Source organism: Ochrobactrum sp. C6C9, from assembly GCF_022627935.1.
GTDB lineage: Bacteria > Pseudomonadota > Alphaproteobacteria > Rhizobiales > Rhizobiaceae > Brucella > Brucella teleogrylli.
Window position 1 is genome coordinate 223,555 of the sequence record NZ_JABXGB010000001.1, and the last position, 23,493, is coordinate 247,047.

A 23,493-nucleotide genomic window follows, 5' to 3' on the forward strand; every position below is an offset into this window, starting at 1 on the left:
TTGAAAACAGATAGAGTGCTTCGCCTCGTTTGAAAACAGGTGCATGCAGGGCTTGTTAACCAATCATTAGGGTTAACGGATTATTGATGAAGGAGAAATCGGGCTTGATGGACCGGGGCGTAGCGCCGGTCGATATTGGAGGCGGGATGCTCAACATCGGTGTAATGGGCGGCGCTGGTTTCCGCCTTGGCGTGGCTTCTATCCTTTCAGCGCTTGTCCTCACCGGCTGCAACACGGTGGACCGCACTACGACAGGTTCGGTGCGACGCGTCGAAACCGCAGCCACTTTCGATCACATGAACGACGCACAGCTTGCCGCGATGGCGGGCCGTCTTGGCGCGCAATATGAGCGCAACCCCAAGGACCGTGGCACAGCGCTCAATTATGCAGGCGTGCTGATACGACTTGGCCGCAACGATCAGGCTCTGGCCGTCATGCGCGCGCTGGTCATCACCTATCCGAAGGATCAGCAGGTGCTTGCCGCCTATGGCAAGGCGCTGGCCGGTGCGGGCCAGTTCGACACCGCACTTGATGCCATTCGCCGTGCGCAGAACCCGGCCTATCCCGACTGGAAACTCGTCTCCGCCGAAGGTGCCATTCTCGACCAGATGGGCAATCGGGATCAGGCCCGCGCCATGTATCAGAAGGCGCTACAGATCAAGCCGAACGAACCGTCGGTACTCTCCAATATGGGCATGTCCTATCTTCTCGCCGGTGATTCCAAGGCGGCGGAAAACTATTTCCGGCAGGCGTCCGTTCTGCCTGGCGCGGATAGCCGCGTGCGTCAGAATCTGGCGCTTTCAGTCGGATTGCAGGGGCGTTTTCAGGAAGCGGAAACCATTGCCGCGCAGGAGCTTTCGCCGCAACAGGCCAAGGCCAACACGGATTATCTGCGTTCCATGCTGGCGCAGCAGAACTCCTGGAACATGCTCAAGGACAAGCCGAAGGGCTGACGTTCTTACATCCGGCGATGCATCAGCGCGGACCGAACAGTCCGCCCTGCGCGGCGATCTGGATGAAGGCCGGGCCAAGAATGACGATGAACAGCACCGGCAGGAAGAACACGATCATCGGCACGGTCAGTTTCGGCGGCAGGGCTGCCGCTTTCTTTTCCGCTTCCAGCATGCGCAGATCGCGGCTTTCCTGAGAAAGCGTTCTGAGCGCCTGCGACACCGGCGTACCGTAACGCTCTGCCTGAATAAGCGCCTGCGAAACCGATTTCACCTGATCGACGCCGGTACGGCTGGCGAGATTATCATAGGCCTGACGGCGCTCGGGCAGGAATGACAGCTCGGCATTGGTGAGCATCAGTTCTTCCGCCAGTTCCACCGATTGTATGCCGATTTCGTCGGCCACCTTGCGAAAGGCTGCTTCAACCGACATGCCCGATTCGACGCAGATCAGCATCAGGTCGAGCGCATCCGGCCAGGCCCGGCGGATCGACTGCTTGCGCTTGGCCGCCTTGTTGGAAACATAGAGGTTCGGCGCATAGAACCCGGCATAACCGGCCAGAATACAGACGAAAATCCGGACGAAGAATGAGTGCTCCGGCAGATTGCCAAGCACGAAGACGTAAAAGGCTGCCAGCGTCATCGCGCCGAAAGGCAGCACGAAGCGCAGAAACAGGAAGATGTTGAGCGGGTTTTGCCCGCGAAAACCGGCGGTTCTGAGTGCTGCAATCGTCTTTTCGTCGGCCAGCGCCTTTTTCAGATCGAGCCTTTCGACGAAGTCGCGAATGCCCTGCTTCTGTTGGTGACGCAGGCTGTTGCGCCGGTCGTTTTCCGTTGCTAGCCGCGCGCGTTCGCGCGAGCGGATGGCCTCGCGCTCGGTGGCGACCGATTTCATGCGTGATTTCAAAACACTGGTGCTGAGGACCGGCATGACAACAGTGACGATGGCGGCGAAAACCGCAACCGTGATCAGCATGGCGATCAGAAATTGCGGGTCGCTTAGTTTTTCGATGAGGAGAGAAAACATGGTCTGCGCCTCACATATCGAAATTGATCATGTTCTTCATGATGAAGATGCCGGTCGCCATCAGCACGGCGGCAATGCCTAACAGCATATGGCCGGTTGATGACGTGAAAAGCAGCGTCATATATTGCGGACTGGTCAGATAGACCAGCACCATGACGATAAAGGGCAGCGCGCCGATGATGGCGGCTGATGCCTTTGCTTCCATCGAAAGCGCATCGACCTTGGCTTTCATCTTCTTGCGATCACGCAGCACCTTGGACAGATTGTTCAGCGCTTCGGAAAGATTGCCGCCCGCCTGAGACTGAATCTGGATCACGATGGCGAAGAAGTTGGTTTCGGGGCAGGGCATGCTGTCGGGCATCTTGCCAACAGCTTCGGGGATCGACAGACCCATCTGCTGGGCTTCAACGACTTTCTTGAATTCGCCTTTGACCGGCTCCAGCGCCTCGCTGGCGATCAGGCGCAAGCCATCGTTGAGCGGCAGGCCCGCCCTTGTCGCGCGGACAATGACGTCGAGCGCGTTTGGAAATTCTTCCAGAAACTTCTTCAGGCGGCGCTTGCGTTTTTGCAGCACGAACCAGCGTGGCAGCCCGAAAAAGCAGGCAATGGCAATGCCGGGAAGTAGCAGAAGCGGCAGGCCGAAAATAAAGCCGATCAGGAGGCCGGTGAAGGCCGTGACGCCGGAATAGATATAGAACTGGCGCAGCGTGATGCTCAGGCCCGCCTGCGTCAGCATGATGCGCAGCGGCGGGTATTTCTGATTCTTCTCGCGCTGCTTCTGCCGCGCTTCGAGATCCTTGATATTGTCTTGCAACAGTTTGCGGCGTTTCTGGATATCGGTGTTTTTGTCCCGTTCGCTGCGGGTGACACTGCGTTCGGCATAGTTGCGCACGGTTTCCAGCCGCCGCGAGGCGGGGTCCTTGCTGGCCAGCCTGTCATAGAACAGCACATAGGCGAGCGCAGCACAGGCGACCACCGCCAGAACAATGAAGATCAGAATGCTGACGGGGGAGGCGGTCATCAGTCAACCGTCTCCATACTGTCGAGAACAGTGGCAAGGCGGCTATCTTCGTTGTAATAGCGCGCGCGTTCCCAGAAGGCCGGACGACCAATGCCGGTCGAACTGTGCGTGCCGAGAATACGTCCGGATGCGTCCTCGCCCTTGATGTCGTAAAGCATTAGATCCTGGGTGATGATAACGTCGCCTTCCAGCCCGACAACTTCTGTCACATGGGTAATGCGACGCGAACCGTCCCGCAGGCGCGCCGCCTGAATGATGATATCGATGGAGTTGACCAGAATTTCGCGCACGGTCTTCTGCGGCAGCACATAGCCGCCCATGGCGATCATGGCTTCCATACGGCTGAGACATTCGCGCGGGCTGTTGGAGTGGATGGTGCCCATCGAGCCGTCATGGCCGGTATTCATGGCTTGCAGCAGATCGAAGACTTCCGGTCCGCGCACTTCGCCGACGATGATTCGCTCCGGGCGCATACGCAGGCAGTTTTTGACCAGATCGCGCATGGTCACTTCGCCTTCGCCTTCCAGATTGGGCGGGCGGGTTTCAAGGCGCACGACATGGGGCTGCTGCAATTGCAGTTCGGCGGAATCTTCGCAAGTGATGATGCGCTCATGCGTATCGATATAGCGGGTCAGGCAGTTCAAAAGCGTGGTCTTGCCCGAACCCGTGCCGCCGGAAATGATGACATTGCAGCGCACGCGGCTGATGATCTGCAACAGTTCCGCACCGGCGCTGGAAATCGCGCCGAAACGCACCAACTGGTCGAGCGTCAGCTTGTCCTTGCGGAATTTGCGGATGGTGAGCGCCGGGCCGTCAAGCGACAGGGGGGACGCGATGACATTGACGCGCGACCCGTCCGGCAGGCGTGCATCGCAGATCGGGCTTGATTCATCGACGCGCCTGCCGACCTGGCTGACGATGCGCTGGCAGATATTGAGAAGCTGCTGGTTGTCGCGAAACCGGATACCCGTTTCCTGCACCCTGCCATCGACTTCGATATAGGTGTGGCGCGAACCATTGACCATGATATCGGCAATGTCGTCGCGGGCGAGCAATGGCTCCAGCGGACCGTAGCCCAGAACATCGTTGCATATGTCGTCGAGCAGTTCTTCCTGCTCGGCAATCGACATCACGAAATTCTTGATGGCGATGATATCATTGACGATATCGCGGATTTCCTCGCGCGCCGTATCGGGCGCCATGCGCGAAAGCTGCGACAGATCAATCGTGTCGATCAGCGCGGAAAAGACCTGCGCTTTGGTGTCGTAATAGCCTTCGGTCTTCTCGCGCCCGCTGCTGGTGGGCGGGGCAGGTCTGGCAGGCGTGGTGGGAACAGCGGCCTGCATGCGGGACGGCTGAACAGGCTCCGTGCGCTGCACAGGCTGAGGCGCGATTGCTTTTGCAATGCTGCCATCCTGTTTGCTTCCTGAATCGTTGCCTCTTTTGCCGAACATGATTTTCCGCCGTTACTTCGTCTTGCGTGCAAATTTGCCCAAAAGACCGGAGATGCCATTCTTCTTGCGCGGCTGGACATCCGCCCGTCCCGTCAGCACGTGCGCTAAATGCGTGATGGTTGCAGAAACCGGGCTGTCGGGGCTGGTTTCCGCGATCATGCGCCCGGTATTGGCGGCATTGCCGAAAAGCTGCGGTTCGAATTCGATGGCAGCAATCGGGTCGATGCCGAGCGGTTCGGAAAAGTCCGACAGTGCAATTTCGGGGCGCTTCGGCACACCCACCTGATTGAGCACCAGATGCGGCTTCAGATCGTTCGGGCGCAATTGCGCCAGCGTGTCGAGCAGGTTCTTCGTATTGCGCAGATTGGCGAGATCGGGTGCTGCGACGATCACCACTTCATCGGCCCGCATCAATGTGGTGCGGGTCCAGCCGTTCCAGCCATGCGCCAGATCGAGAACCACCAGCGGCGAGGTGCGCTGGGCGACATCGATTATTTCGGAAAAGGCGTCTTCCTGAAAATCGAAGGTGCGCTCCAGACTGGAAGGGGCGGCGAGAATCGAGAGATGTTCGCCATATTGCACCAGAAGGCGGTCGAGATAGACCTCGTCCACCCGTTCAGGCGAAAACACGGCATCGGCGATACCGAGCGTCGGGTCTTGATCGAAATTGATATTGGCCGTGCCGAAGGGCAGGTCCATATCGGCCAGAACCACGTCGTGCCGGAACAGGTTCGAGATCGACCAGGCAACATTGTGCGCGATGGTCGATGCGCCGACACCGCCCTTCGCGCCGATAACCGCGATGGAACGTCCAAGCGGTTCGGCACCCGGATCGAGAAATATCGATGAGACGATGGCCAGAACATCGGCTAGCGAAACGGGCGCTACGATATATTCCGATACGCCGCGGCGCAGCAATTCGCGATAGAGCCAGACTTCGTTGGAGTGGCCGATGACGAGCACCTTGGAACCGGGATCGCAGACCTCCGACAGGCGCTGGAGCTCGTCGAGCAGAATGCTCGGTTCCGACGACGATTCGACAATGATCAGATTGGGCGTTGAGGCTGTCTGGTAGAACTCGATGGCCGCTTCTATGCCGCCGCCGGAGACTTTGAGATGCGTCTTGGCCATGCGCCGGTCGTTGCCGGCACGTTCGATGGGAATAGCGACGCTTTCGTTTTCACAAAAGGCCTGGATGGAAATGCGCGGAATCGGCCGCACATTTTCCAGCATGATCGGCGCGCGCTGTTCGGCAATTTCGCTGCCATTGTCCGGTTCGAAGGCGATATTTGTCATGGTTCGCCCTCTTAGTAATTTGCCTGTTCGCTGCGGGGTTCTTGCCAATTATCCGTCTGCGCAGTCGACATTTTCGTGTAGCCCTGATCGCCATTGAGGCGTTCCGTCGTGCGGTCGGAATCGATTGGAGAGGAAGCGCGCGGCCCCAGAAGATCGGCTGGATTGGCGACTTGAGCTGCGAGATTGTTTTGCATCGAGCAGCCGAAATTGGCGTAATGCTTGTTTTCCGGCGTGGTCGCAATATCGTCCGGCCAGCGACCGCAAGGCGTCGTGCCAGCCGTCATCGCATAATAGCTGATGCGGATCGGCGCTGCGGCATCCGGTGATGGAACGGGATAGTTTTCAATGGCGATATTGGTCTGCTTGATGCCACCCTTGCGCAGCGCTGCGGAGATTTCCGTGCTCAGGCGATAGGCGGCAGCCTGATTGGCTGCACCAGCTGGAACCAGCACATAGACCATGCCCGATCCGTTATAGCGATAGTTGGCGACGGCCTTCTGCACGATGCCGCGCTGCATGGTATTAAGCCGGCTATCGGCGCTGCCGACCGGAATATCCGTCACCTGCTCGCGCTCGGCAATCGTGATGGGATGATTGGTGCGGTAATCGTCAGGCAATGCGCCGACGGTCACGTGCTGTCGGTTGGCGCAACCGGCCAGAAGCGCGACCGACAGAACCAGCATCGCCGACTTGATGGAAACCTTTTTGCCCCGGATTGTCATTCCCGTTTCCCCGCTCATTTGTAGATATACCCGACAACGCCGTTGTAACGGCCGGGCGGCAGCTTGGTCTCCATCGTCCCGTAAACGCGGTTGACCTTGCCGAGAATGTAACCGGCGCCATCGCTGGCCGGATTAAGATTGTCGTCGGGGCGCGCAAGCTGCTGCCGCGCCACCGGGCGAGCGAGATAAGGCGTCACAATGACGACCAGTTCGGATTCGTTGCGGATGAAGTCCTTGCTGCGGAACAGCGCGCCGAGGACGGGAATCTTGGTAAGACCCGGAAAGCCGGAAACCGACTGGCGCACTTCATCGCGGATAAGGCCGCCGATCATCATCGAGCCCCCGGATGGCAACTCCACCGTGGTGTCTGCCACGCGTTTGCGCAGCGACAGAATGCTCGCGCCGAGGCCGTCTGCCTGGTTGGTCGATGAGGAACCTTCCGTTGTGGGTTCGGAAACCGATGTTCTGATCTTCAGGCTGATGCGACCCGGGCCGAGCACCACCGGCATGAACTCCAGTCCGATGCCATAGTTGATCTTGGCCAGCTGGTTGGTGCGCTTGCCATCATCGTCATAGGTGACGCTGTTGATGACATTATATTCGCCGCCCACATTGAATGCAGCTTTTTCGCCGGAAATCGCAGTCAGCGTCGGTTCGGCCAGCGTCTTCATGACGCCTGCTGTTTCCATCGCGCGCAGATAGGCAGAGAAATTGCTGGTTGCGAGACCGAAGCCAGTATTTGACAGGGTATCGCCAATGGCTCCGGGCAGGCTTTCCGAAATGCCGCCATAAGAAATGCCGTTGCTGGTTCCGCTGCCCGTCATATTGACGCCGAGCTGCTTCATGACGGTGCGGCTGACTTCGGCCACCGTCACCTTCAGCGTGACCTGATCTTCCCCAACGATGGTGAGCATATTGACCACTTTACTGGTGCGCCGCCCTGCATCGGGATTGTCGATTGCTACTCCGCCGCCATCGGTCGGGGCCGAAGCGGTCGTCGAATACTGGCCCGTCGTGGCCTCACCACCGGTTACGAAAAGGCTTGCAAGCTTTGCGGCCTGCGCCGAATCCTGTGGCGTCTGAACCGTGCCGGTCAAAACGACGTTGTCGTTGATCAGTTCAACCCGGATATCGGAACCTGGAACGAGACGTTTCAATTGCGTCGAAAGGCTGCTGACATCGCGCTCGATTTCAACATCGATCGAGGCGATCTGTTCGCCATTCGGGCCGAAGACAAAGATATTCGTCTGCCCGACCTGCTTGCCGAACAGATAGATGCGGCGCGATGTGCGCGTGACCGCATCCGCGATGGATGGATTGGAGACGAGAACGTCATAGGCGTCCTGCGGCAGGTCCAGCACAAGCGATTTGTTGAGACCAAGCGCGATGCGCTGGGCGCGGCCCTGTGCGCCGACCTTGACGACGCCACCCGCTGCCATGGCAGGCGCTTCGAAGAAAGGCTGGGCGCAAAGTGCCAGGCTTGCGGCAATGAGGGCGGATTTGGCAAAATACGGGCGCACGCGTTTTCCCTGTTTCATGAGCGCGGTCCTACTTCTGTAATGCTGCCGGACTTGATGACCTTGACGGTTCCGCTGCGCGTCGGCGAGGAAACCAGATAGTCGGCCTGCTTGATGTCCTTGTCTTCCGCATCGTGCATGGAGCGCAGGGACAGGGTCAACCGGTCGGCCATCTGCTGGGCGACGGTGATGATTTCCGCCTGATCGGGCGTCAGTTCCAGTGTCGCGGTCTGGCCGACCATGACCTTGCGGCCCTGTTCGTCTTCCTGAATGGTCTGGTCAATGGCGAGAATACGCACATTTTGCAGCACTGTTTCGGTCGTGAAAGGCGCGATGGAGGTGCTGGTTGCATTGTCCGGCTTGCGACGGGTCATGATGACATCGACAAAATCATTGGGCAGGATGAAACCGCCCGCTGAGCTTTCGGCATTGATCTGGGTCGCAACCGCACGCATGCCGGGCGGCAGGATTGATGAGAGGAAGCTCTGTCCGGGGCCGATCAGCTTCACCTTGCGAATGGGTTCGCCGGGGAAAAGTTGCAGCCTGACGGTTGCGCCATTGAGCTGATTGATCGCGTCTGGTTCGCTGGACCGGGTGATATAGCCGTCGGATATCGCTTCCGCAGGCCATGACTGCCAGCGCATCTGCGAGGTCAGTTCAGCACCGACACCGAGGTTTTCCGTGGCGACCAGCACTTCTTCCAGCTGGATCTGTGGGGTTTCGGACGCAACCACGACCGGCGCTGGCGGCGGTGCCGCCAGATTCATGGCGATATAGCCCGCACCGCCAGCAGCGATGACGGCTACCCCAAGAATGAGCAGACGAGCTGATTTCATGATGCGCCCCGTGCAAGTCCCCACGTCCGAACGACGTGTTCCAAAATTGCACTGGCAATCGTGTAATTATGGTTAATATAATCTTATTCGTATTAAGAAATATAAGTTCCGCAGGGCAATTTCGTGCTGGCCGTTACGCGGGAGCGAACAAAATCGACTGCATGGTCTTGCCAACGGGTGAGAGCGGGAAGCTCCAGAGACCGGCAGCACCCAGCGCAATACCGTAGGGAATCCCGACATCCTTGCGCGACAGCCGTTCCAAAAAGGCATAGCGATCCGCATGCGCCGGGCGCGGCATCAGGCGGTAAAGAATGATGAGAAGCGTGAGGGCGCCGCCAATCAGCGAAAACTTGATGACATAATCCACCAGACCCGGATTGAAGCCGAACCACAATGTGGTTGCTGCAATCATTTTTGCATCGCCGCCGCCCATAGTGCGCAGGCAGAAGAGCAGGAAAGTGATGCAAAGCATCAGCCCGCCTGCCAGCAGATGCCAGCCGTAATCGGCAAGGGCAAGACCGGAAAACGGTGCAAGGATGATGAAACCGGCGGCGAGCCCAATCGAAACCCGGTTGCGAATGGTCATCGACAGAAGATCGGTGACCATGGCCGTGACCATCGCCGCCACGAATATCGCCGTCATCAGCGCCGCTATGACCATCGAATCCCCCGATCCATTCAATAAGTGTTATTGGCCGTTGGTCGCGTTCTGAAAGCTCGTGGCAACGCTGTCGAATTTTTCGCCGACGCTGTCGGCCATGAGCGCCACGCCGCTGACGATCGCAATCGAAACCAGTGTGCCGATCAGCGCATATTCAATCGCTGTGGAACCGGCCCGGTTCTTCAAAAAACGCGTCATCAATGTCGGCATTGCACGCTCCTTCACCTCTCCGAAGACGGTTGCCCCATCATGGCCGTCGCTCTGTTCGGATGGCGGAAAGATAATCGACACGCATTGTAGGGCCCTTAACAATCAGGGTTAATGAAGCGTTTCCCGGTCGATTGGCTCGCCGCTGGCGCATGAGGCGGGGCGGCTTAATGCTTCCTTCACCAATCCTCTTCATTATTTGCTAGGCATATTACGGGGGTCGTAGAGTGGCGCGTCGGTTTTTCTCTTCGGAAAAGTTGCGGAAGGCATCTGCTTTGGCCGCAATGATGCTGGTTTCAGCAGGGCTTCAGGCTGCGCAGGCGGAAGAATATATCAAGCTGGAAACCAGTCAGGCGCGCATCCTTCGTCTGGCCCGACCCGCCGACACGGTAGTGATCGGCAATCCCGCCATTGCGGATGCAGTGGTGCAGGATTCCCAGACCATCGTGCTGACCGGCAAGGATTTTGGCGTTACCAATATCGTTGTCATGGATAAGAACGGCGAGCCGATCATCGACCGGGAACTCGTCGTTTCCAGCAATGCGCGCGGCACCATGCGCGTTTATCGCCAGGCAGAGGTACAGACCTTGTCCTGCACACCCTATTGCGAAAAGGCATCCACCAAGACCGGCGACGATAAATAACACCCCTCTCTAAAATCCGACCTGCGTCGTTAATACTCTTTCAGGTTGTCCTGATGTAATCATGCGCCATGGTTTGAACCGGCGGGTTTGGGTGGGGCATGGCATTCATGGATTTCCGTCAAAGGCGCGGAGAAGGACGGCTGCGGTTGCAGGCCGCCATCCGTCAGTTGCGGCTGTTCGGTCGGGCGCGAGACGGCGTCACGGCCATTGAATTCACGCTCCTGATCATCCCGTTTCTCCTCATCGTCTTTTCGATCATTGAAACAGGCATGAATTTCACCGCCCGACAGGTGTTATGGAACGCCACGCAGAACGTGGCGCGCCAGATCCAGACCGGGCAGGTCCGGGGAAGCGATCTCACGCAGACCAGAATCCAGACCATGCTTTGCGATCAGATCCAGTTCATGGTGAAAACCGGTTGCGAGGGGTTGTCATTCAATCTCGGAACATATTCCGGCTTTGCCTCGGTCCCGACCCGCGAGATTCTGACGGACAAAGGTTATCTGTCGCGCACCGGCATCACCGGCACGAACGGCACCTCGACCATCAACCAGCTCAATGTGCTTTATCGCTGGCCGGTTCTGACCAACATTCTCTACATGACCGATAGCGCCGATGCGGAAAGCGGCACTATGCCGTTATTCTCCACGCTGACATGGCAAAACGAGCCGTTTCCAAACTGACGACGAATATCGGGTTGTGGCCCGGACTGGACCTATATCGCCATGCGAACAGCATTATCCCGGTTGTTGAAGAGATTTTTCCGCGACAAGCGCGCGGTCGGCGCGGTTGAATTCGCGCTGATCGTCCCGGTTCTGCTCCTGATTTATCTGGGCTCCACCGATTTGGCCGATGGTCTCGACGTCAACAAGAAGGTGTCGCGGTCCGCGAGCAGCCTTGCCGATCTGGTCACACGCCAGATATCCGTCAAAGCCACGGATATCGACGATATGTTCGCCATCGGCAGCACGTCGCTTTTGCCCTATCGCCGGACAAGCCCGAAGATCAGGGTGACAGCCATCAAGGTCACCAAGGCGCAGTCGTCCAGCACCTTTTCCGTGACTGTTGACTGGTCGCGCGCCAATGTCGCAAATTTCGCGGCGCTGGCTGGCAGCAAGGCCGATCTTCCCGAGGCGCTGGTCGCAAGCGATGCCTATTTCATCAAGGTCGATGTCGAACTGGACTACAAGCCGCTGAATTCCTGGATATCGACCAGCATACCGATGAGCGAGACCTATTACCTCGCGCCGCGCTATACCAACACCATTCCCTGCAGCGGTTGCTGAACCCGTCTCTTGGCTCTGCCCCTTGCACTACAGTTGCAAATTCGTCAGCCCGCGGCGAAACGAGTGATTTTCGAGCACCGGAGCGGAGCGTACTTCAACGTACGTGAGCACCGGAGCGCAGGAAATTGCTCGTTGCAGACCGGCATCACGAAGAATGCAACTGTAGTGCTTGGCAATGTGGACAAAACCCAACATATAGAAGGAAAGGCCAAACCGCCCCCTTCAGGATTTGTTTTCATGCCAGAATTGCCAGAGGTAGAAACCGTTCGCCGCGGCTTGCAACCCTTCATGGAAGGCGCAACCATCGAACGTGTCGATCAGAACAGACCCGATCTCCGCTTTCCATTCCCGGAGCATTTTGTCGAGCGACTGACCGGTCACCGTATCGAGGCGCTCGGTCGCCGTGCGAAATATCTCACGCTTCACCTCGATGACGGCCTGTCCGTCATCAGCCATCTTGGCATGTCCGGCTCGTTTCGCATCGAGGCCGACGACGATGCCGACACGCCCGGCGCCTTCCAGCATGAGCGTTCGAAGAACAGCGCCCATGACCATGTGGTGTTTCACCTGTTGCGGCCGGGCGGTTCGGGCGCGCGCATCATCTATAATGATCCGCGCCGTTTCGGCTTCATGCTGTTTGCGGAAAAAGGCGCGCTCGATACGCATCCGTTTCTGAGCGGCCTCGGGATCGAACCGACCGGCAATCTTCTGTCGGGGGCGGTACTGGCGGAGTTGTTCCAGGGACGGCGCACGCCGCTCAAGGCAGCGCTGCTTGATCAGCGGCTGATCGCCGGTCTCGGCAATATCTATGTCTGCGAGGCGCTGTGGCGTTCCGGCCTGTCGCCCATGCGGGCAGCCGGGGCCGTGGCGGACGATGCAGCACTTATGGAGCGTCTGGCGAGCGATATCCGCACAGTGATTGCGGAGGCGATTGCTGCGGGCGGATCGAGCCTGAAGGATTATATTCAGGCCGATGGCGCACTCGGCTATTTCCAGCATTCCTTCTCGGTCTATGGGCGGGAAGGGGAGCCGTGTCGCAATCCCGCCTGCAATGGCGTGGTCGAGCGTGCGGTTCAGGCGGGACGTTCGACTTTTTTCTGTGCCTCGTGCCAGACATAAGACCTTGCCAAACGGGGATGGCCGGTTCACCTTGCCGCCCGGAAATTGAAGCTGTCATGGTATCGGCCTTATAGGGGCCTGAACCGGATGGCGATGCCTGATGAAGGAGGAGCAGAATTCCATGGCTTATGAAACGATCATCGTCGAGACGCGCGGCAATGTCGGGCTTATCCGCCTCAATCGCCCGCAAGCGCTCAATGCGCTCAATCGGGGAGTGCTCGATGATTTGACGGATGCGCTCTCGGCTTTCGACGCCGATGACAAGATTGGCGCCGTGGTGTTGACCGGTTCCGAAAAAGCCTTCGCGGCGGGTGCCGACATCAAGGAAATGCAGTCGATCGATTTCGTCGATGCCTATCTGCAGGATATGTTCGCCGACTGGCAGAAGGTGGACCGCGTGCGCAAGCCGATCATCGCCGCCGTTTCCGGCTATGCGCTGGGTGGCGGGTGCGAGCTGGCCATGATGTGCGACTTCATCATCGCGGGCAGCAATGCCAAGTTCGGCCAGCCGGAAATTACGCTGGGCGTCATTCCGGGCATGGGCGGTTCGCAGCGCCTGACCCGTTTTGTCGGCAAGTCCAAGGCCATGGATATGTGCCTGACTGGCCGCATGATGGATGCAGCGGAAGCCGAGCGTTCGGGTCTCGTTTCGCGGGTCGTCGAGCCGGAAGTCCTGCTGGAAGAAGCGCTGAAGGCAGCCGAGCGCATCGCCTCCTTCTCGCGTCCGTCCGTGCTTATGGCCAAGGAAGCCGTCAACCGCAGCTACGAATTGACCTTGAACGAAGGACTGCGCTATGAGCGCCGCCTGTTCCATTCGCTTTTTGCGACGGAAGACCAGAAGGAAGGCATGGCCGCTTTCATCGACAAGCGCACGCCAAGCTTCAAGAATCGATAAGACTGACAGCACATCGGGCAGCCATTACCGTTGCCCGATGCGGTATGATGGCCCCTTGTAAGGGCCGAAAAGCCCGCGCGCAGGCGCAAATCCGGCTTTTTGATTGGCGGTTGAGGCAGAATCCTCGTTGACGTGAGGGCAAAGCTGATCTATAAGCCCGCCCACGGATCGGCGGCCTTCCCGGGATTTCTAGGGATTTCGGCTGCCCTAGAGGTTTTGTGCCCGGCGGTTTAAGCCCCTGGCTAGCTGACAGAAAAAGAGAGGCATTTATGGCCAATACTCCTTCGGCCAAGAAGGCAGTGCGCAAGATCGCTGCCCGCACCGAAATCAACAAGTCGCGCCGCTCGCGCGTTCGCACTTTCATCCGCAAGCTGGAAGACGCTCTGCTGAGCGGCGACAAGCAGGCTGCGGAAGTCGCATTCAAGGCTGCTGAGCCTGAACTGATGCGCGCAGCCTCCAAGGGCGTCGTGCACAAGAACACTGCTGCTCGCAAGGTGTCTCGTCTTGCCAAGCGCGTGAAGGCACTCAACGCCTAATTGCCGCCTATTTTTATATGTAAATTTCGAAACCCGGCTCATTGTTAGCCGGGTTTTCTTTTTTTCAGGTTTCTGCCAAAAGACTGCGCAAGGAGAGGTCGCCATTTTTTCGCAGTTTTTTCAATGTGAAAAGGCCAGTTTCCGAGGTTTCCAAAAGCAATGATTGGGTAATTTTCAATTGTAATTTCAATCATTTGCGGAGATTCCAACGGAGTTATCCACAGGGGTCCGACCGGACTCGGAAGGCCGTTTGAGTCAAGCAGAATTTTAAAATTTATTTTTCAGGCGGAACAGATCAGGACCATATAATTTGACCATGTGGAAAATGCCTTGAATCCAAAGGTGTTAATTCGCTGGCGTCCGATTCCCTGTCTGTCGCACTGCCCTATGCAAGGGGTTTTATGAAAAAAAACTGGCAATCTCAGGCTTGCTCTTTGCGCCGGCCCTTCGCTAAAGTCAGCTCATCAAGAGGGGTGGGCCACCGGCCCGGAGTTAGCGCTTATTGCTGTCGAATGTCAGCGTGGATGTTCAATCCGCGGGCGCTATTTTCTGGTCTCCAAGGTCCTCTTTCTTTCAGGCGATTGCTTATCATTCAATGACCGGGCCATTAACTGGCCATTAACCGGAAAGTCGTTTTGGACAGATGGCGGGCAATTGAGTGGTTGTCGTGGAAGGGGTTCCGGGCAATCAGCCTTCGGTGAACAGTTGTATGAGTCGTGCGCGGGTAACCGGAAAGGAGTATTTCGGTTTGGGACCTGTTGGGTTCGATTGAGTTTGTGTTTGGCCCGGATGTTTGCGGGCCTGAGTGTATGAATGAGTACCGCCGACGTTGAAGGACGACAGATCCGGAACGACGAGCTGGAAAAAATGACAAGCGCCGGAAAATGGCGCGTACGAATGTGAAGGCAGGCGAGCGATGGCAATGACGAGCGGCAAGGCGACGGCAACGATGGGTGATGATGCACATGCGAACCGTATCCATGGATCTTCTGCTACCGGCAATGACAAGAGCCTGACGAACGTGGACGCTGCGGTTAGCGAAGAGGCTTTCGAGCGCCTGACGGCAAAGCTGAAAGCCCGCGTGGGCAGCGAAATCTATTCGAGCTGGTTTGGCCGGTTGAAACTTGACGATATTTCCAAGAGCATTGTGCGTCTGTCGGTTCCGACCGCTTTTCTGCGCTCCTGGATCAACAATCATTATTCCGAACTCCTGACCGAACTCTGGCAGGAAGAAAACGCGCAGATCCTGAAGGTCGAAGTCGTGGTGCGCGGCATGAACCGTGTGGTTCGCAGCGCCGCTCCCGCAGAAACGGCAGAATCGGCTGAAACCAAGCCGGTCGTGGCGCCGCGCGAAAAGATGATGTTCCCGGTCGGCCAGTCCTTTGCCGGTCAGCATATCGGCGACAAGCGCGGCTCCGCCGTGGTCGCAGAATCGGCTGCCGCTTCGGGCTCGATTCTCGGTTCGCCGCTTGATCCGCGCTACACCTTCGACAGCTTCGTCGATGGCGCATCGAATCGCGTGGCGCTTGCTGCCGCCCGCACCATTGCGGAAGCCGGTTCCAGCGCCGTGCGCTTCAACCCGCTTTTCATCCATGCCTCGGTCGGTCTCGGCAAGACGCATCTTCTCCAGGCCATTGCAGCGGCAGCGTTGCAGCGTCAGGAAAAGGCCCGCGTCGTTTATCTGACAGCTGAATATTTCATGTGGCGCTTTGCGACCGCGATCCGTGACAACAATGCGCTTTCCTTCAAGGAGCAGCTGCGCGACATCGACCTTCTGGTCATCGACGACATGCAGTTCCTGCAGGGCAAGTCCATTCAGCACGAGTTCTGCCATCTCCTGAACACGCTGCTCGACAGCGCCAAGCAGGTCGTGGTTGCCGCTGATCGTGCACCGTCGGAACTGGAATCGCTCGACGTTCGCGTCCGTTCGCGTCTGCAGGGCGGCGTCGCGCTTGAAGTGGCCGCACCGGATTACGACATGCGCGTTGAAATGCTGCGTCGTCGTCTGAACACGGCACAGGTTGAAGATCCGAGCCTCAACATTGGCGACGAGATTCTCTCGCATGTTGCCCGCACCGTCACCGGATCGGGTCGGGAGCTGGAAGGTGCTTTCAACCAGCTTCTGTTCCGCCAGTCTTTCGAGCCGAATCTGTCAATCGACCGCGTGGATGAGCTGCTGGGTCATTTGACCCGCGCAGGTGAACCGAAGCGCATCCGCATCGAGGAGATCCAGCGCATCGTGGCGCGCCATTACAATGTTTCGAAGCAGGATCTGCTCTCGAATCGTCGTACCCGCACCATCGTGAAGCCGCGTCAGGTGGCGATGTATCTCGCCAAGATGATGACGCCGCGCTCGCTGCCTGAAATTGGCCGCCGCTTTGGCGGACGCGATCACACCACCGTGCTGCACGCTGTGCGCAAGATCGAAGATCTGGTGGGTGCCGACACCAAGCTGGCACAGGAACTGGAGCTTCTGAAGCGCCTCATCAACGATCAGGCTGCCTGATAAAACCAGCTTCCCCGCTATCAAAGGCGGTTATCAACAAAAAGCCCGGGCCCTGTCGCATTACGGCACGGCGCGGGCTTGCTTTTCTCCTTAAAAATCTGCCACTTTAACGGACCTTTCTGGCGCCTCTGGCGCCGTACCGACGAGGGCCGCTGCCCGTCAGATGCAAGCGCCCTGGTCCCAGCGAGCGAGTGCGTTTGAACATGCGTGTTACCCTAGAGCGATCGAACCTTCTCAAATCTCTCAACCACGTCCACCGCGTCGTGGAGCGTCGCAACACGATTCCGATTCTGTCGAACGTGCTTTTGCAGGCCGAAGGCGCAAGCCTCGCCCTCAAGGCGACCGATCTCGACCTCGAAGTGAATGAAGCAACCGCCGCCATGGTCGAGCAGGCGGGTGCGACGACCGTTCCGGCACACCTTCTCTATGACATTGTGCGCAAGCTTCCCGATGGCGCGGAAGTCATGCTGTCGACCAATCCGGATGGCGGTTCGATGTCGGTCATTTCCGGCAAATCGTCCTTCCGTCTCCAGTGTCTGCCGCAGTCGGACTTCCCGGAACTGACAGCCGGGTCTTTCACCCATTCCTTCCGCATCGAAGCGCAGGCGCTGAAGCGCCTTATCGACCGCACCCAGTTTGCGATCTCGACGGAAGAAACCCGCTATTATCTGAACGGCATCTACTTCCATGCCATTGAAAGCGACGGCGCTCTGAAGCTGCGCGCCGTGGCGACCGACGGTCACCGTTTGGCCCGCGCCGAACTGGAAGCGCCATCGGGCACGGAAGGCATGCCGGGCATTATCATCCCGCGCAAGACGGTTGCCGAACTGCAAAAATTGGTCGATGCCCCTGATGTGGTCGCGACGGTGGAACTGTCGGATGCCAAGATTCGCTTCACGGTCGGCTCGGTGGTGCTTACTTCCAAGCTCATCGACGGCACCTTCCCGGATTACCAGCGCGTCATTCCTTCCGGCAATGACAAGAAGCTCACCATCGGACGCCAGGAGTTTGCCGCGTCGGTGGACCGCGTTTCGACCATTTCGAGCGAGCGTGGCCGTGCGGTCAAGCTTTCCATCGCCGATGGCCAGCTGACGCTGACGGTCAATAATCCCGATTCGGGAAGTGCAACCGACGAGCTGGCAGCGGATTATGATTCCGATCCGTTGGATATCGGCTTCAACTCCAAATATCTGCTCGACATCACCAGCCAGCTTTCCGGCTCGGATGCTGTCTTCATGCTGGCTGATGCCGGTTCGCCCACACTGGTGCGCGACACCGGCGACGAAGATGTGCTGTATGTCCTGATGCCGATGCGCGTCTAGGGGCTGGAATATTTGGGCTCTGGCGGCCTGCAAATGGCGTGATTTTTCGCTTCCGGTGCTCACGTGGCATTTTTCGTCGCATAATCTTGACCCGAAAGTTTGCAACTTTTCGGGATTATGCGGTGAAGTACACTCCGCTCCGGTTTTCAAATCCCACCATTTTCGGCTCGCCATAACCAAAATCTCGACAGCCACGGCATCTTGCTGGAAGAGGCCTCTTAAAGAACCCGATTGTGGATATAAAAGACGATATAACGAGCCGCCCTGACCGGGTTTCGGTCCGGCGGCTTAAATTGACTGATTTCCGCAATTATGCGGAACTCTCGCTGCCGCTTGGTCCCGGCCATGTGGTGCTGACGGGCGAGAACGGTTCGGGCAAGACCAATCTCATCGAAGCACTTTCCTTTCTGTCGCCGGGGCGCGGCCTTCGCCGGGCCTCCTATGACGATGTGGCGCGAACGGTCGCGCCTGATGGCTTTGCCATCCATGCGACGCTCGACTGTATGATTTACGGCGAAGCAGAAATCGGCACCGGAACTGCGGGCGGCGGAGAAGGCGGGCGCAAGGTTCGCATCAACGGCGTTGCGGCCTCTGGCGACGAGCTGCTCGATTATGCCCGCATTCTTTGGGTCGTTCCTTCCATGGACGGGCTTTTCACCGGTGGCGCGTCAGACCGGCGGCGTTTTCTCGACCGCATGGTGCTCGCCATCGATACCGCGCACGGCAAGCGTGTGCTCGATTATGAGAAGGCCATGCGCAGCCGTAACCGGCTTTTGAACGAAGGCAATAATGACGACCGGTGGCTCGACGCCATTGAAAGTCAGATGGCGGAGCTTGGCACCGCCATTGCCGCAGCGCGGGCGGAAGCCATGCGGCTGATTGCAGCCATGATCGAACGGTTGCCGGCAGAAGGTCCTTTCCCGAAGGCGGATTGCTTTCTGGAAGGTTCGCTGGAACAGCGGATCGGCGTTGAGGCGGCGCTCGATCTGGAAGAGGATTTCCGCCGCAACTTGCGTGACGGGCGTATCCGGGATCGAGCGGCTGGCCGCACGCTGGACGGGCCGCACCGCACCGACCTCATCGTGCAGCATCGGCCGAAGGCGATGCCTGCCGCCCTTTGTTCGACCGGGGAGCAGAAGGCATTGCTGATCGGTCTTATCCTCGCCCATGCGCGCCTGACCGGCGAATTATCCGGCATGGCCCCGATTCTCCTTCTGGACGAAATCGCCGCGCATCTCGATTCAGGTCGTCGTGCCGCCTTGTTCGGCATTCTCGATGATCTCGGCGGACAGGCCTTCATGACCGGAACCGACAGGGCGCTGTTCGATACGCTTGGCGGCGATGCGCAGTTTTTCAGTGTCGCAGGCGGCGTCCTCACCAAGAGCTAAAATATCCGCTGACAGCATCGTCGCGGCGGCTTATGTTGTGACCATCATGAATGCACCATCCAGACCATTTTCGTCCGAAGAGCTTGAACGCTATGCGCGCCATATCGTGCTGCCGGAAGTCGGCGGTCCCGGCCAGCAGAAGCTGAAGGCGGCCCGCGTGCTGGTCGTCGGCGCTGGCGGTCTCGGCGCGCCCGTGCTGCAATATCTGGCGGCAGCGGGCATAGGAACGCTTGGCATTGTCGATGACGACACGGTTTCGCTGTCCAACCTGCAGCGTCAGGTCATCCACGACACGGAAAGCATCGGGCAACAAAAGGTCGAGAGCGCGCGAAACGCCATTGCGCGCATCAATCCGCATGTGGCGGTCGAAGGCCACGCCCTGCGTCTCAGTGCGGACAATGCCGAAGCGCTCATTGCCGCTTACGATGTAATCGTCGATGGTTCCGATAATTTCACGACGCGCTATGTGTTGGCGGATACGGCAGCCAAGGTCGGGCGCCCGCTGGTGACTGGCGCTATGGGTCGTTTCGATGGCACCGTGACGGTGCTGATGCCTTATCTGACGGGACCAGATGGCGCGCCCAATCCCTCCTATCGCGATCTCTTCCCGGAAGCACCACCACCGGGAACCGTCCCGACCTGCGCGGAAGCGGGCGTGCTGGGCGTGTTGCCGGGCGTGATCGGTAGCTTGCAGGCGATGGAGGTTATCAAGCTCGTCACTGGCATCGGCGAGCCGCTGGTCGGTCGCCTGCTGCTCTATAACGCGCTGAATGTCCGCTTCGAAACCATTCGCTACAAGGCGCGCACGCCCAAATGACCACGCCCCGTATCGTACCCATCACTCAGGATTTCGCCCGCTGGGACGAGCTTCTGAAACTCATCCGCGACAGCTTTGCCTATATGGACGGCGTGATCGATCCGCCGTCTTCCGCGCATCTTCTGACCGCGGAAGGGCTGAAACAAAAGGCCAGCGATGAAATCGGCTTTGTCGCCCTGATCGGCGAAGAACTGGTAGGCTGCGTTTTCATCAAAGAAGGAAGCGACAGCTTTTATCTCGGCAAGCTGGCCGTTGCGCCTGCTTTCGAGGGGCAAGGGATCGCGCGCGCCCTTATGCATTGTGTGGAGGCCGAAACTATCGCGACGGGCAAGCCGGCGATTGAATTGCAGGTGCGTATCGAACTGACGCGCAACCGGGCAGTGTTTGAAAAGCTCGGTTATTGCAAGATCGCGGAAACGGCGCATCCCGGCTATACGCGCACGACCTCCATCACCATGCGCAAGGAAATCGTGCAGGGATAGGCGGTGAGACGACCGGCAGCCGGTAGCTGCCGATCAAGCCGAATATCAACATCAATACTGCGTGTTGCGGTCGACGATATGCTCCAGCGTGCCATTGCGCTCAAAGGCTTCGATCTGCCGGATGATCTGCGGCACCAGCGCGGTCGCTGACGAGCTTGCGGCGGCGTGCGGGGTGATCGTCACGCGCGGATGATCCCAGAGCGCGCTGGTGGCCGGCAGCGGTTCCTGATTGAACACATCGAGCGTCGCTGCCGAAAGCAGCCCACGGTCCAGCGCGGCCAGAATATCAGCCTCGTTCTGCAAGCCGCCGCGTCCGGCATTGATCAATACCGGCGCGCCGAACGGTCCGTCGCTTTTCAACTGCGCGAACATCGACATGGACAGGATGCCCTTGGTGTCCGGCGTCAGCGGCAGCAAGCAGACGAAAATATCGGCGGTCTTGAGGAAAGCGCCAAAGCCGTCGCGACCGTGATAGGTTTTGACGCCCTTGATTTCCTGCGGGCGGCGGCTCCATCCGGTCACGTTAAAACCGAGCGCGGTCAGCTTTTCAGCCGCATCGCGACCCAGCACGCCAAGCCCCATAATGCCAACCGTCACCTCATGCGCGGCAGGCTGGCGGCGATCTTCGTGCCAGACATGGTTCTGCTGCTGCTTGCGATAGCGCGAGCCCAGACGGTGATGATCCAGCACCTGCCAGACCACATATTCGGTCATGCGCATGGTCAGATCGTCGGAGATGATGCGCACCAGCGGCACATCGGGAATGCGGTCATCGCGGAACACATGGTCCACGCCAGCGCCAAGCGAGAAGATGACTTTCAGATTGGGCAGATTGGCGAGCGAGCCGGGCTTCTGCTTCCATACGAGCGCGTATTTGACGGAAGGATCGGTCTCGGCGCGCTCGGTCACCACGGGGCGATCCGGCGCATTGTCCTTGAATGTCTTCAGCCAGATTTCCGGATCCCAATCGGTGATCGCCAGAAGAATATTGCCTTTGTCGTCGTTCGTGGTCATTGCCTCACTCCTCCCCAAGTGGTCCGATTCCGACATTTGCCTTCAATTGCCTTTAGCTCCGAGCAAATGTCGGAATCAAAGGACCACTTATCAATTCTGTATCTAGTGGAGTTTTGAATTTGACATTTGAACCTGCGTATCGGTCGGGCGGTGTCCAAATGTCAAATTCACTCCACTAGAGCGCCTCCATATGGAAGGCTGCCGCCATCAACGCCTTGGTATAGTCGGTCTTGGGATTGGCGAAGACGTCCTTCGCCGTACCATACTCAACCGCCTTGCCGTTGCGCATCACCAGCACATCATTGGCCAGTGCCCGCACCACTTTGAGATCGTGGCTTATGAAAAGATAGGCGAGATCATGCTTCTTCTGCAATCCACGCAAAAGATCGACCACTTGCGCCTGCACGCTCATGTCGAGCGCCGAGGTCGGCTCATCCAGCATGACGAACCGCGGGTTCAGCACCATGGCGCGCGCAATGGCGATGCGCTGGCGCTGGCCGCCGGAAAATTCATGCGGATAGCGGAAGCGGGTTTCGGGATCGAGGTTCACTTCCTGAAGTGCCGAGACGACACGCGCATCGCGGTCGTCTGCCGAGAGTTTCGGCTCATGCACCAGCAAACCTTCGGCGATGATGTCCGCAATGGTCATGCGCGGTGAGAGCGAGCCGAACGGGTCCTGAAACACGATCTGCATTTCACGACGCAGCGGACGCATGTCCTTGAAGCTGAATTTCGCGATATCGCGCCCTTCAAAGTGGATATCGCCCTTGGATGAAATCATGCGCGAAAGGGCAAGGCCAAGCGTGGTCTTGCCAGAGCCCGATTCGCCGACGACACCGAGTGTCTGACCGGCACGCAGATTGACATCGATACCGTCCACCGCCTTCACATGGTCAACCGTCTTGCGCATGAACCCCTTTTTGATCGGGAACCAGACGCGGATACCCTTGCCTTCCATCACCGTTTTCGCTGCCGGATCGGCAGCGGGCGGCTCGCCCTTTGGTTCGGCGGCAAGCAGATGTTTTGTATAGGGGTGCTGCGGATTGTCGAAAATTTCCGTTGTCGGTCCAGCCTCGACGATCTTGCCTTTGCTCATCACGCAGACCTTGTCGGCGATCTTGCGCACGATGCCGAGATCGTGGGTGATGAACAGCATCGACATGCCCTGCGCGGCCTTGAGCTCGGCCAGCAGCTTCAAAATCTGCGCCTGCACCGTCACATCAAGCGCGGTTGTCGGCTCATCGGCAATCAGCAGTTTCGGCTTGTTGGCCAGCGCCATGGCGATCATCACGCGCTGGCGTTGTCCGCCCGAAAGCTGATGCGGGAAGGCCGACAGGCGCTTCTCCGGCTCGCGAATACCCACTTCGTTCAAAAGCTCCAGCGTGCGTGCTCGTGCCTGGGCGTCGCCCATGCCCTGATGCACACGCAGGATTTCGCCGACCTGCCGCTCGACGCTGTGCAGCGGGTTGAGCGAGGTCATCGGCTCCTGAAAGATCATGGCAATGTCGTTGCCGCGTACGCGCCGCAATTCCGGCTCGGAGGCTTGCATCAGGTCCTTGCCGTTGAAAAGGATTTCACCGGAAGGGTGGCTGGCCGCCGGATAGGGCAGAAGTTTCAGCACCGACAAAGCGGATACAGACTTGCCCGAGCCGGATTCGCCGACCAGTGCCACAGTTTCGCCTTCGGCAATGTCGAAGGACACGCGGTCGACCGAAATGCGCTCTTCGCCGTTCTGACGAAACGCCACCGACAAGTCGCGGACGGACAGCAGGGTTTTGTTCATCGATCCGCTC

23 protein-coding genes are annotated in these 23,493 nt (G+C 58.5%); 12 read left to right on the forward strand and 11 right to left on the reverse strand.

Translation table 11 applies throughout. The features are described 5' to 3' along the window. Positions 1 to 146: 146 nt before the first annotated feature. A complete protein-coding gene (locus HWD97_RS01085) occupies positions 147 to 953 on the forward strand; it encodes a tetratricopeptide repeat protein (protein ID WP_109370348.1) in 807 nt (268 codons plus the stop codon). Positions 954 to 975: 22 nt separating this feature from the next. Here the strand turns inward: HWD97_RS01085 and HWD97_RS01090 are convergent, their stop codons facing one another. From HWD97_RS01090 to HWD97_RS01130, 9 genes are all read right to left on the reverse strand, one after another. After that, positions 976 to 1,977 (reverse strand): type II secretion system F family protein, encoded by a 1,002-nt coding sequence (locus HWD97_RS01090; protein ID WP_109370122.1) that lies wholly within the window; start codon positions 1,975 to 1,977, stop codon positions 976 to 978. 10 nt (positions 1,978 to 1,987) lie between these two features. Further along, positions 1,988 to 2,998 carry a type II secretion system F family protein gene (locus tag HWD97_RS01095; RefSeq protein ID WP_109370123.1) on the reverse strand — a complete coding sequence of 337 codons (1,011 nt, stop codon included), beginning with the start codon at positions 2,996 to 2,998 and terminating at the stop codon, positions 1,988 to 1,990. Beyond that, the gene (locus HWD97_RS01100; RefSeq protein WP_109370124.1) at positions 2,998 to 4,452 is read right to left on the reverse strand and encodes a CpaF family protein; all 1,455 of its coding nucleotides are present in this window, start codon (positions 4,450 to 4,452) and stop codon (positions 2,998 to 3,000) included. The genes HWD97_RS01095 and HWD97_RS01100 overlap by 1 nt, the downstream gene beginning before the upstream one ends. Positions 4,453 to 4,464: 12 nt before the next feature. Continuing rightward, positions 4,465 to 5,748, reverse strand: coding sequence for a CpaE family protein (locus HWD97_RS01105; protein ID WP_124915148.1), 1,284 nt, complete (start codon positions 5,746 to 5,748; stop codon positions 4,465 to 4,467). Between the two features lie 11 nt (positions 5,749 to 5,759). After that, positions 5,760 to 6,470, reverse strand: a complete 711-nt coding sequence (locus tag HWD97_RS01110; protein ID WP_109370126.1) for a CpaD family pilus assembly protein — start codon at positions 6,468 to 6,470, stop codon at positions 5,760 to 5,762. 14 nt (positions 6,471 to 6,484) lie between these two features. Further along, positions 6,485 to 8,008, reverse strand: coding sequence for a type II and III secretion system protein family protein (locus HWD97_RS01115; RefSeq protein ID WP_109370127.1), 1,524 nt, complete (start codon positions 8,006 to 8,008; stop codon positions 6,485 to 6,487). After that, positions 8,005 to 8,823 carry a Flp pilus assembly protein CpaB gene (cpaB, locus tag HWD97_RS01120; RefSeq protein WP_109370128.1) on the reverse strand — a complete coding sequence of 273 codons (819 nt, stop codon included), beginning with the start codon at positions 8,821 to 8,823 and terminating at the stop codon, positions 8,005 to 8,007. The genes HWD97_RS01115 and cpaB overlap by 4 nt, the downstream gene beginning before the upstream one ends. Positions 8,824 to 8,956: 133 nt before the next feature. Then, positions 8,957 to 9,484 carry a prepilin peptidase gene (locus HWD97_RS01125; protein ID WP_371834592.1) on the reverse strand — a complete coding sequence of 176 codons (528 nt, stop codon included), beginning with the start codon at positions 9,482 to 9,484 and terminating at the stop codon, positions 8,957 to 8,959. Between the two features lie 27 nt (positions 9,485 to 9,511). Next, positions 9,512 to 9,775 carry a Flp family type IVb pilin gene (locus HWD97_RS01130; protein WP_371834593.1) on the reverse strand — a complete coding sequence of 88 codons (264 nt, stop codon included), beginning with the start codon at positions 9,773 to 9,775 and terminating at the stop codon, positions 9,512 to 9,514. Positions 9,776 to 9,975: 200 nt separating this feature from the next. On the opposite strand from HWD97_RS01130, the gene HWD97_RS01135 reads away from it, so the two are divergent. From HWD97_RS01135 to HWD97_RS01185, 11 genes are all read left to right on the forward strand, one after another. Continuing rightward, a complete protein-coding gene (locus HWD97_RS01135; RefSeq protein ID WP_109370131.1) occupies positions 9,976 to 10,335 on the forward strand; it encodes a pilus assembly protein N-terminal domain-containing protein in 360 nt (119 codons plus the stop codon). A 98-nt stretch (positions 10,336 to 10,433) separates the two neighbouring features. Further along, positions 10,434 to 11,018, forward strand: coding sequence for a TadE/TadG family type IV pilus assembly protein (locus HWD97_RS01140; protein WP_371834594.1), 585 nt, complete (start codon positions 10,434 to 10,436; stop codon positions 11,016 to 11,018). Between the two features lie 63 nt (positions 11,019 to 11,081). Further along, entirely contained in the window at positions 11,082 to 11,621 is a 540-nt protein-coding gene (locus HWD97_RS01145) for a TadE/TadG family type IV pilus assembly protein (RefSeq protein ID WP_371834595.1), read from the forward strand. 237 nt (positions 11,622 to 11,858) lie between these two features. Next, positions 11,859 to 12,740, forward strand: coding sequence for a bifunctional DNA-formamidopyrimidine glycosylase/DNA-(apurinic or apyrimidinic site) lyase (gene mutM, locus HWD97_RS01150; protein ID WP_371834596.1), 882 nt, complete (start codon positions 11,859 to 11,861; stop codon positions 12,738 to 12,740). 121 nt (positions 12,741 to 12,861) lie between these two features. Further along, the gene (locus HWD97_RS01155) at positions 12,862 to 13,635 is read left to right on the forward strand and encodes an enoyl-CoA hydratase (RefSeq protein ID WP_109370351.1); all 774 of its coding nucleotides are present in this window, start codon (positions 12,862 to 12,864) and stop codon (positions 13,633 to 13,635) included. A 269-nt stretch (positions 13,636 to 13,904) separates the two neighbouring features. Then, positions 13,905 to 14,171, forward strand: coding sequence for a 30S ribosomal protein S20 (gene rpsT / locus HWD97_RS01160; protein ID WP_078337759.1), 267 nt, complete (start codon positions 13,905 to 13,907; stop codon positions 14,169 to 14,171). Positions 14,172 to 15,093: 922 nt separating this feature from the next. After that, the gene (gene dnaA, locus HWD97_RS01165; RefSeq protein WP_109368053.1) at positions 15,094 to 16,677 is read left to right on the forward strand and encodes a chromosomal replication initiator protein DnaA; all 1,584 of its coding nucleotides are present in this window, start codon (positions 15,094 to 15,096) and stop codon (positions 16,675 to 16,677) included. 203 nt (positions 16,678 to 16,880) lie between these two features. Further along, complete coding sequence (dnaN, locus tag HWD97_RS01170) at positions 16,881 to 17,999, forward strand: DNA polymerase III subunit beta (protein WP_109368055.1); 1,119 nt, start codon at positions 16,881 to 16,883, stop codon at positions 17,997 to 17,999. A gap of 233 nt (positions 18,000 to 18,232) precedes the next feature. Then, the gene (recF, locus tag HWD97_RS01175; RefSeq protein ID WP_121537022.1) at positions 18,233 to 19,387 is read left to right on the forward strand and encodes a DNA replication/repair protein RecF; all 1,155 of its coding nucleotides are present in this window, start codon (positions 18,233 to 18,235) and stop codon (positions 19,385 to 19,387) included. 46 nt (positions 19,388 to 19,433) lie between these two features. Further along, positions 19,434 to 20,204 (forward strand): molybdopterin-synthase adenylyltransferase MoeB, encoded by a 771-nt coding sequence (locus HWD97_RS01180; protein WP_371834597.1) that lies wholly within the window; start codon positions 19,434 to 19,436, stop codon positions 20,202 to 20,204. After that, positions 20,201 to 20,686 (forward strand): GNAT family N-acetyltransferase, encoded by a 486-nt coding sequence (locus tag HWD97_RS01185; protein ID WP_109368057.1) that lies wholly within the window; start codon positions 20,201 to 20,203, stop codon positions 20,684 to 20,686. Before HWD97_RS01180 ends, HWD97_RS01185 begins: the two co-directional genes overlap by 4 nt. Positions 20,687 to 20,737: 51 nt before the next feature. On the opposite strand, the gene HWD97_RS01190 is transcribed toward HWD97_RS01185, so the two are convergent. Beyond that, a complete protein-coding gene (locus HWD97_RS01190; protein ID WP_371834598.1) occupies positions 20,738 to 21,700 on the reverse strand; it encodes a 2-hydroxyacid dehydrogenase in 963 nt (320 codons plus the stop codon). Positions 21,701 to 21,875: 175 nt separating this feature from the next. Next, on the reverse strand, positions 21,876 to 23,483 hold the full coding sequence (locus HWD97_RS01195; protein WP_171316936.1) for an ABC transporter ATP-binding protein: 1,608 nt from the start codon (positions 23,481 to 23,483) through the stop codon (positions 21,876 to 21,878). Between the last annotated feature and the right edge of the window lie 10 nt (positions 23,484 to 23,493).

Coding starts and splice junctions, on each gene's coding strand:
- HWD97_RS01085 (WP_109370348.1), top strand. CDS start 147: ATGCTCAACATCGGTGTAATGGGCGGCGCTGGTTTCCGCCTTGGCGTG.
- HWD97_RS01090 (WP_109370122.1), bottom strand. CDS start 1,977: ATGTTTTCTCTCCTCATCGAAAAACTAAGCGACCCGCAATTTCTGATC.
- HWD97_RS01095 (WP_109370123.1), bottom strand. CDS start 2,998: ATGACCGCCTCCCCCGTCAGCATTCTGATCTTCATTGTTCTGGCGGTG.
- HWD97_RS01100 (WP_109370124.1), bottom strand. CDS start 4,452: ATGTTCGGCAAAAGAGGCAACGATTCAGGAAGCAAACAGGATGGCAGC.
- HWD97_RS01105 (WP_124915148.1), bottom strand. CDS start 5,748: ATGACAAATATCGCCTTCGAACCGGACAATGGCAGCGAAATTGCCGAA.
- HWD97_RS01110 (WP_109370126.1), bottom strand. CDS start 6,470: ATGACAATCCGGGGCAAAAAGGTTTCCATCAAGTCGGCGATGCTGGTT.
- HWD97_RS01115 (WP_109370127.1), bottom strand. CDS start 8,008: ATGAAACAGGGAAAACGCGTGCGCCCGTATTTTGCCAAATCCGCCCTC.
- cpaB (WP_109370128.1), bottom strand. CDS start 8,823: ATGAAATCAGCTCGTCTGCTCATTCTTGGGGTAGCCGTCATCGCTGCT.
- HWD97_RS01125 (WP_371834592.1), bottom strand. CDS start 9,484: ATGGTCATAGCGGCGCTGATGACGGCGATATTCGTGGCGGCGATGGTC.
- HWD97_RS01135 (WP_109370131.1), top strand. CDS start 9,976: ATGATGCTGGTTTCAGCAGGGCTTCAGGCTGCGCAGGCGGAAGAATAT.
- HWD97_RS01140 (WP_371834594.1), top strand. CDS start 10,434: ATGGCATTCATGGATTTCCGTCAAAGGCGCGGAGAAGGACGGCTGCGG.
- mutM (WP_371834596.1), top strand. CDS start 11,859: ATGCCAGAATTGCCAGAGGTAGAAACCGTTCGCCGCGGCTTGCAACCC.
- HWD97_RS01155 (WP_109370351.1), top strand. CDS start 12,862: ATGGCTTATGAAACGATCATCGTCGAGACGCGCGGCAATGTCGGGCTT.
- rpsT (WP_078337759.1), top strand. CDS start 13,905: ATGGCCAATACTCCTTCGGCCAAGAAGGCAGTGCGCAAGATCGCTGCC.
- dnaA (WP_109368053.1), top strand. CDS start 15,094: ATGACGAGCGGCAAGGCGACGGCAACGATGGGTGATGATGCACATGCG.
- dnaN (WP_109368055.1), top strand. CDS start 16,881: ATGCGTGTTACCCTAGAGCGATCGAACCTTCTCAAATCTCTCAACCAC.
- HWD97_RS01180 (WP_371834597.1), top strand. CDS start 19,434: ATGAATGCACCATCCAGACCATTTTCGTCCGAAGAGCTTGAACGCTAT.
- HWD97_RS01185 (WP_109368057.1), top strand. CDS start 20,201: ATGACCACGCCCCGTATCGTACCCATCACTCAGGATTTCGCCCGCTGG.
- HWD97_RS01190 (WP_371834598.1), bottom strand. CDS start 21,700: ATGACCACGAACGACGACAAAGGCAATATTCTTCTGGCGATCACCGAT.
- HWD97_RS01195 (WP_171316936.1), bottom strand. CDS start 23,483: ATGAACAAAACCCTGCTGTCCGTCCGCGACTTGTCGGTGGCGTTTCGT.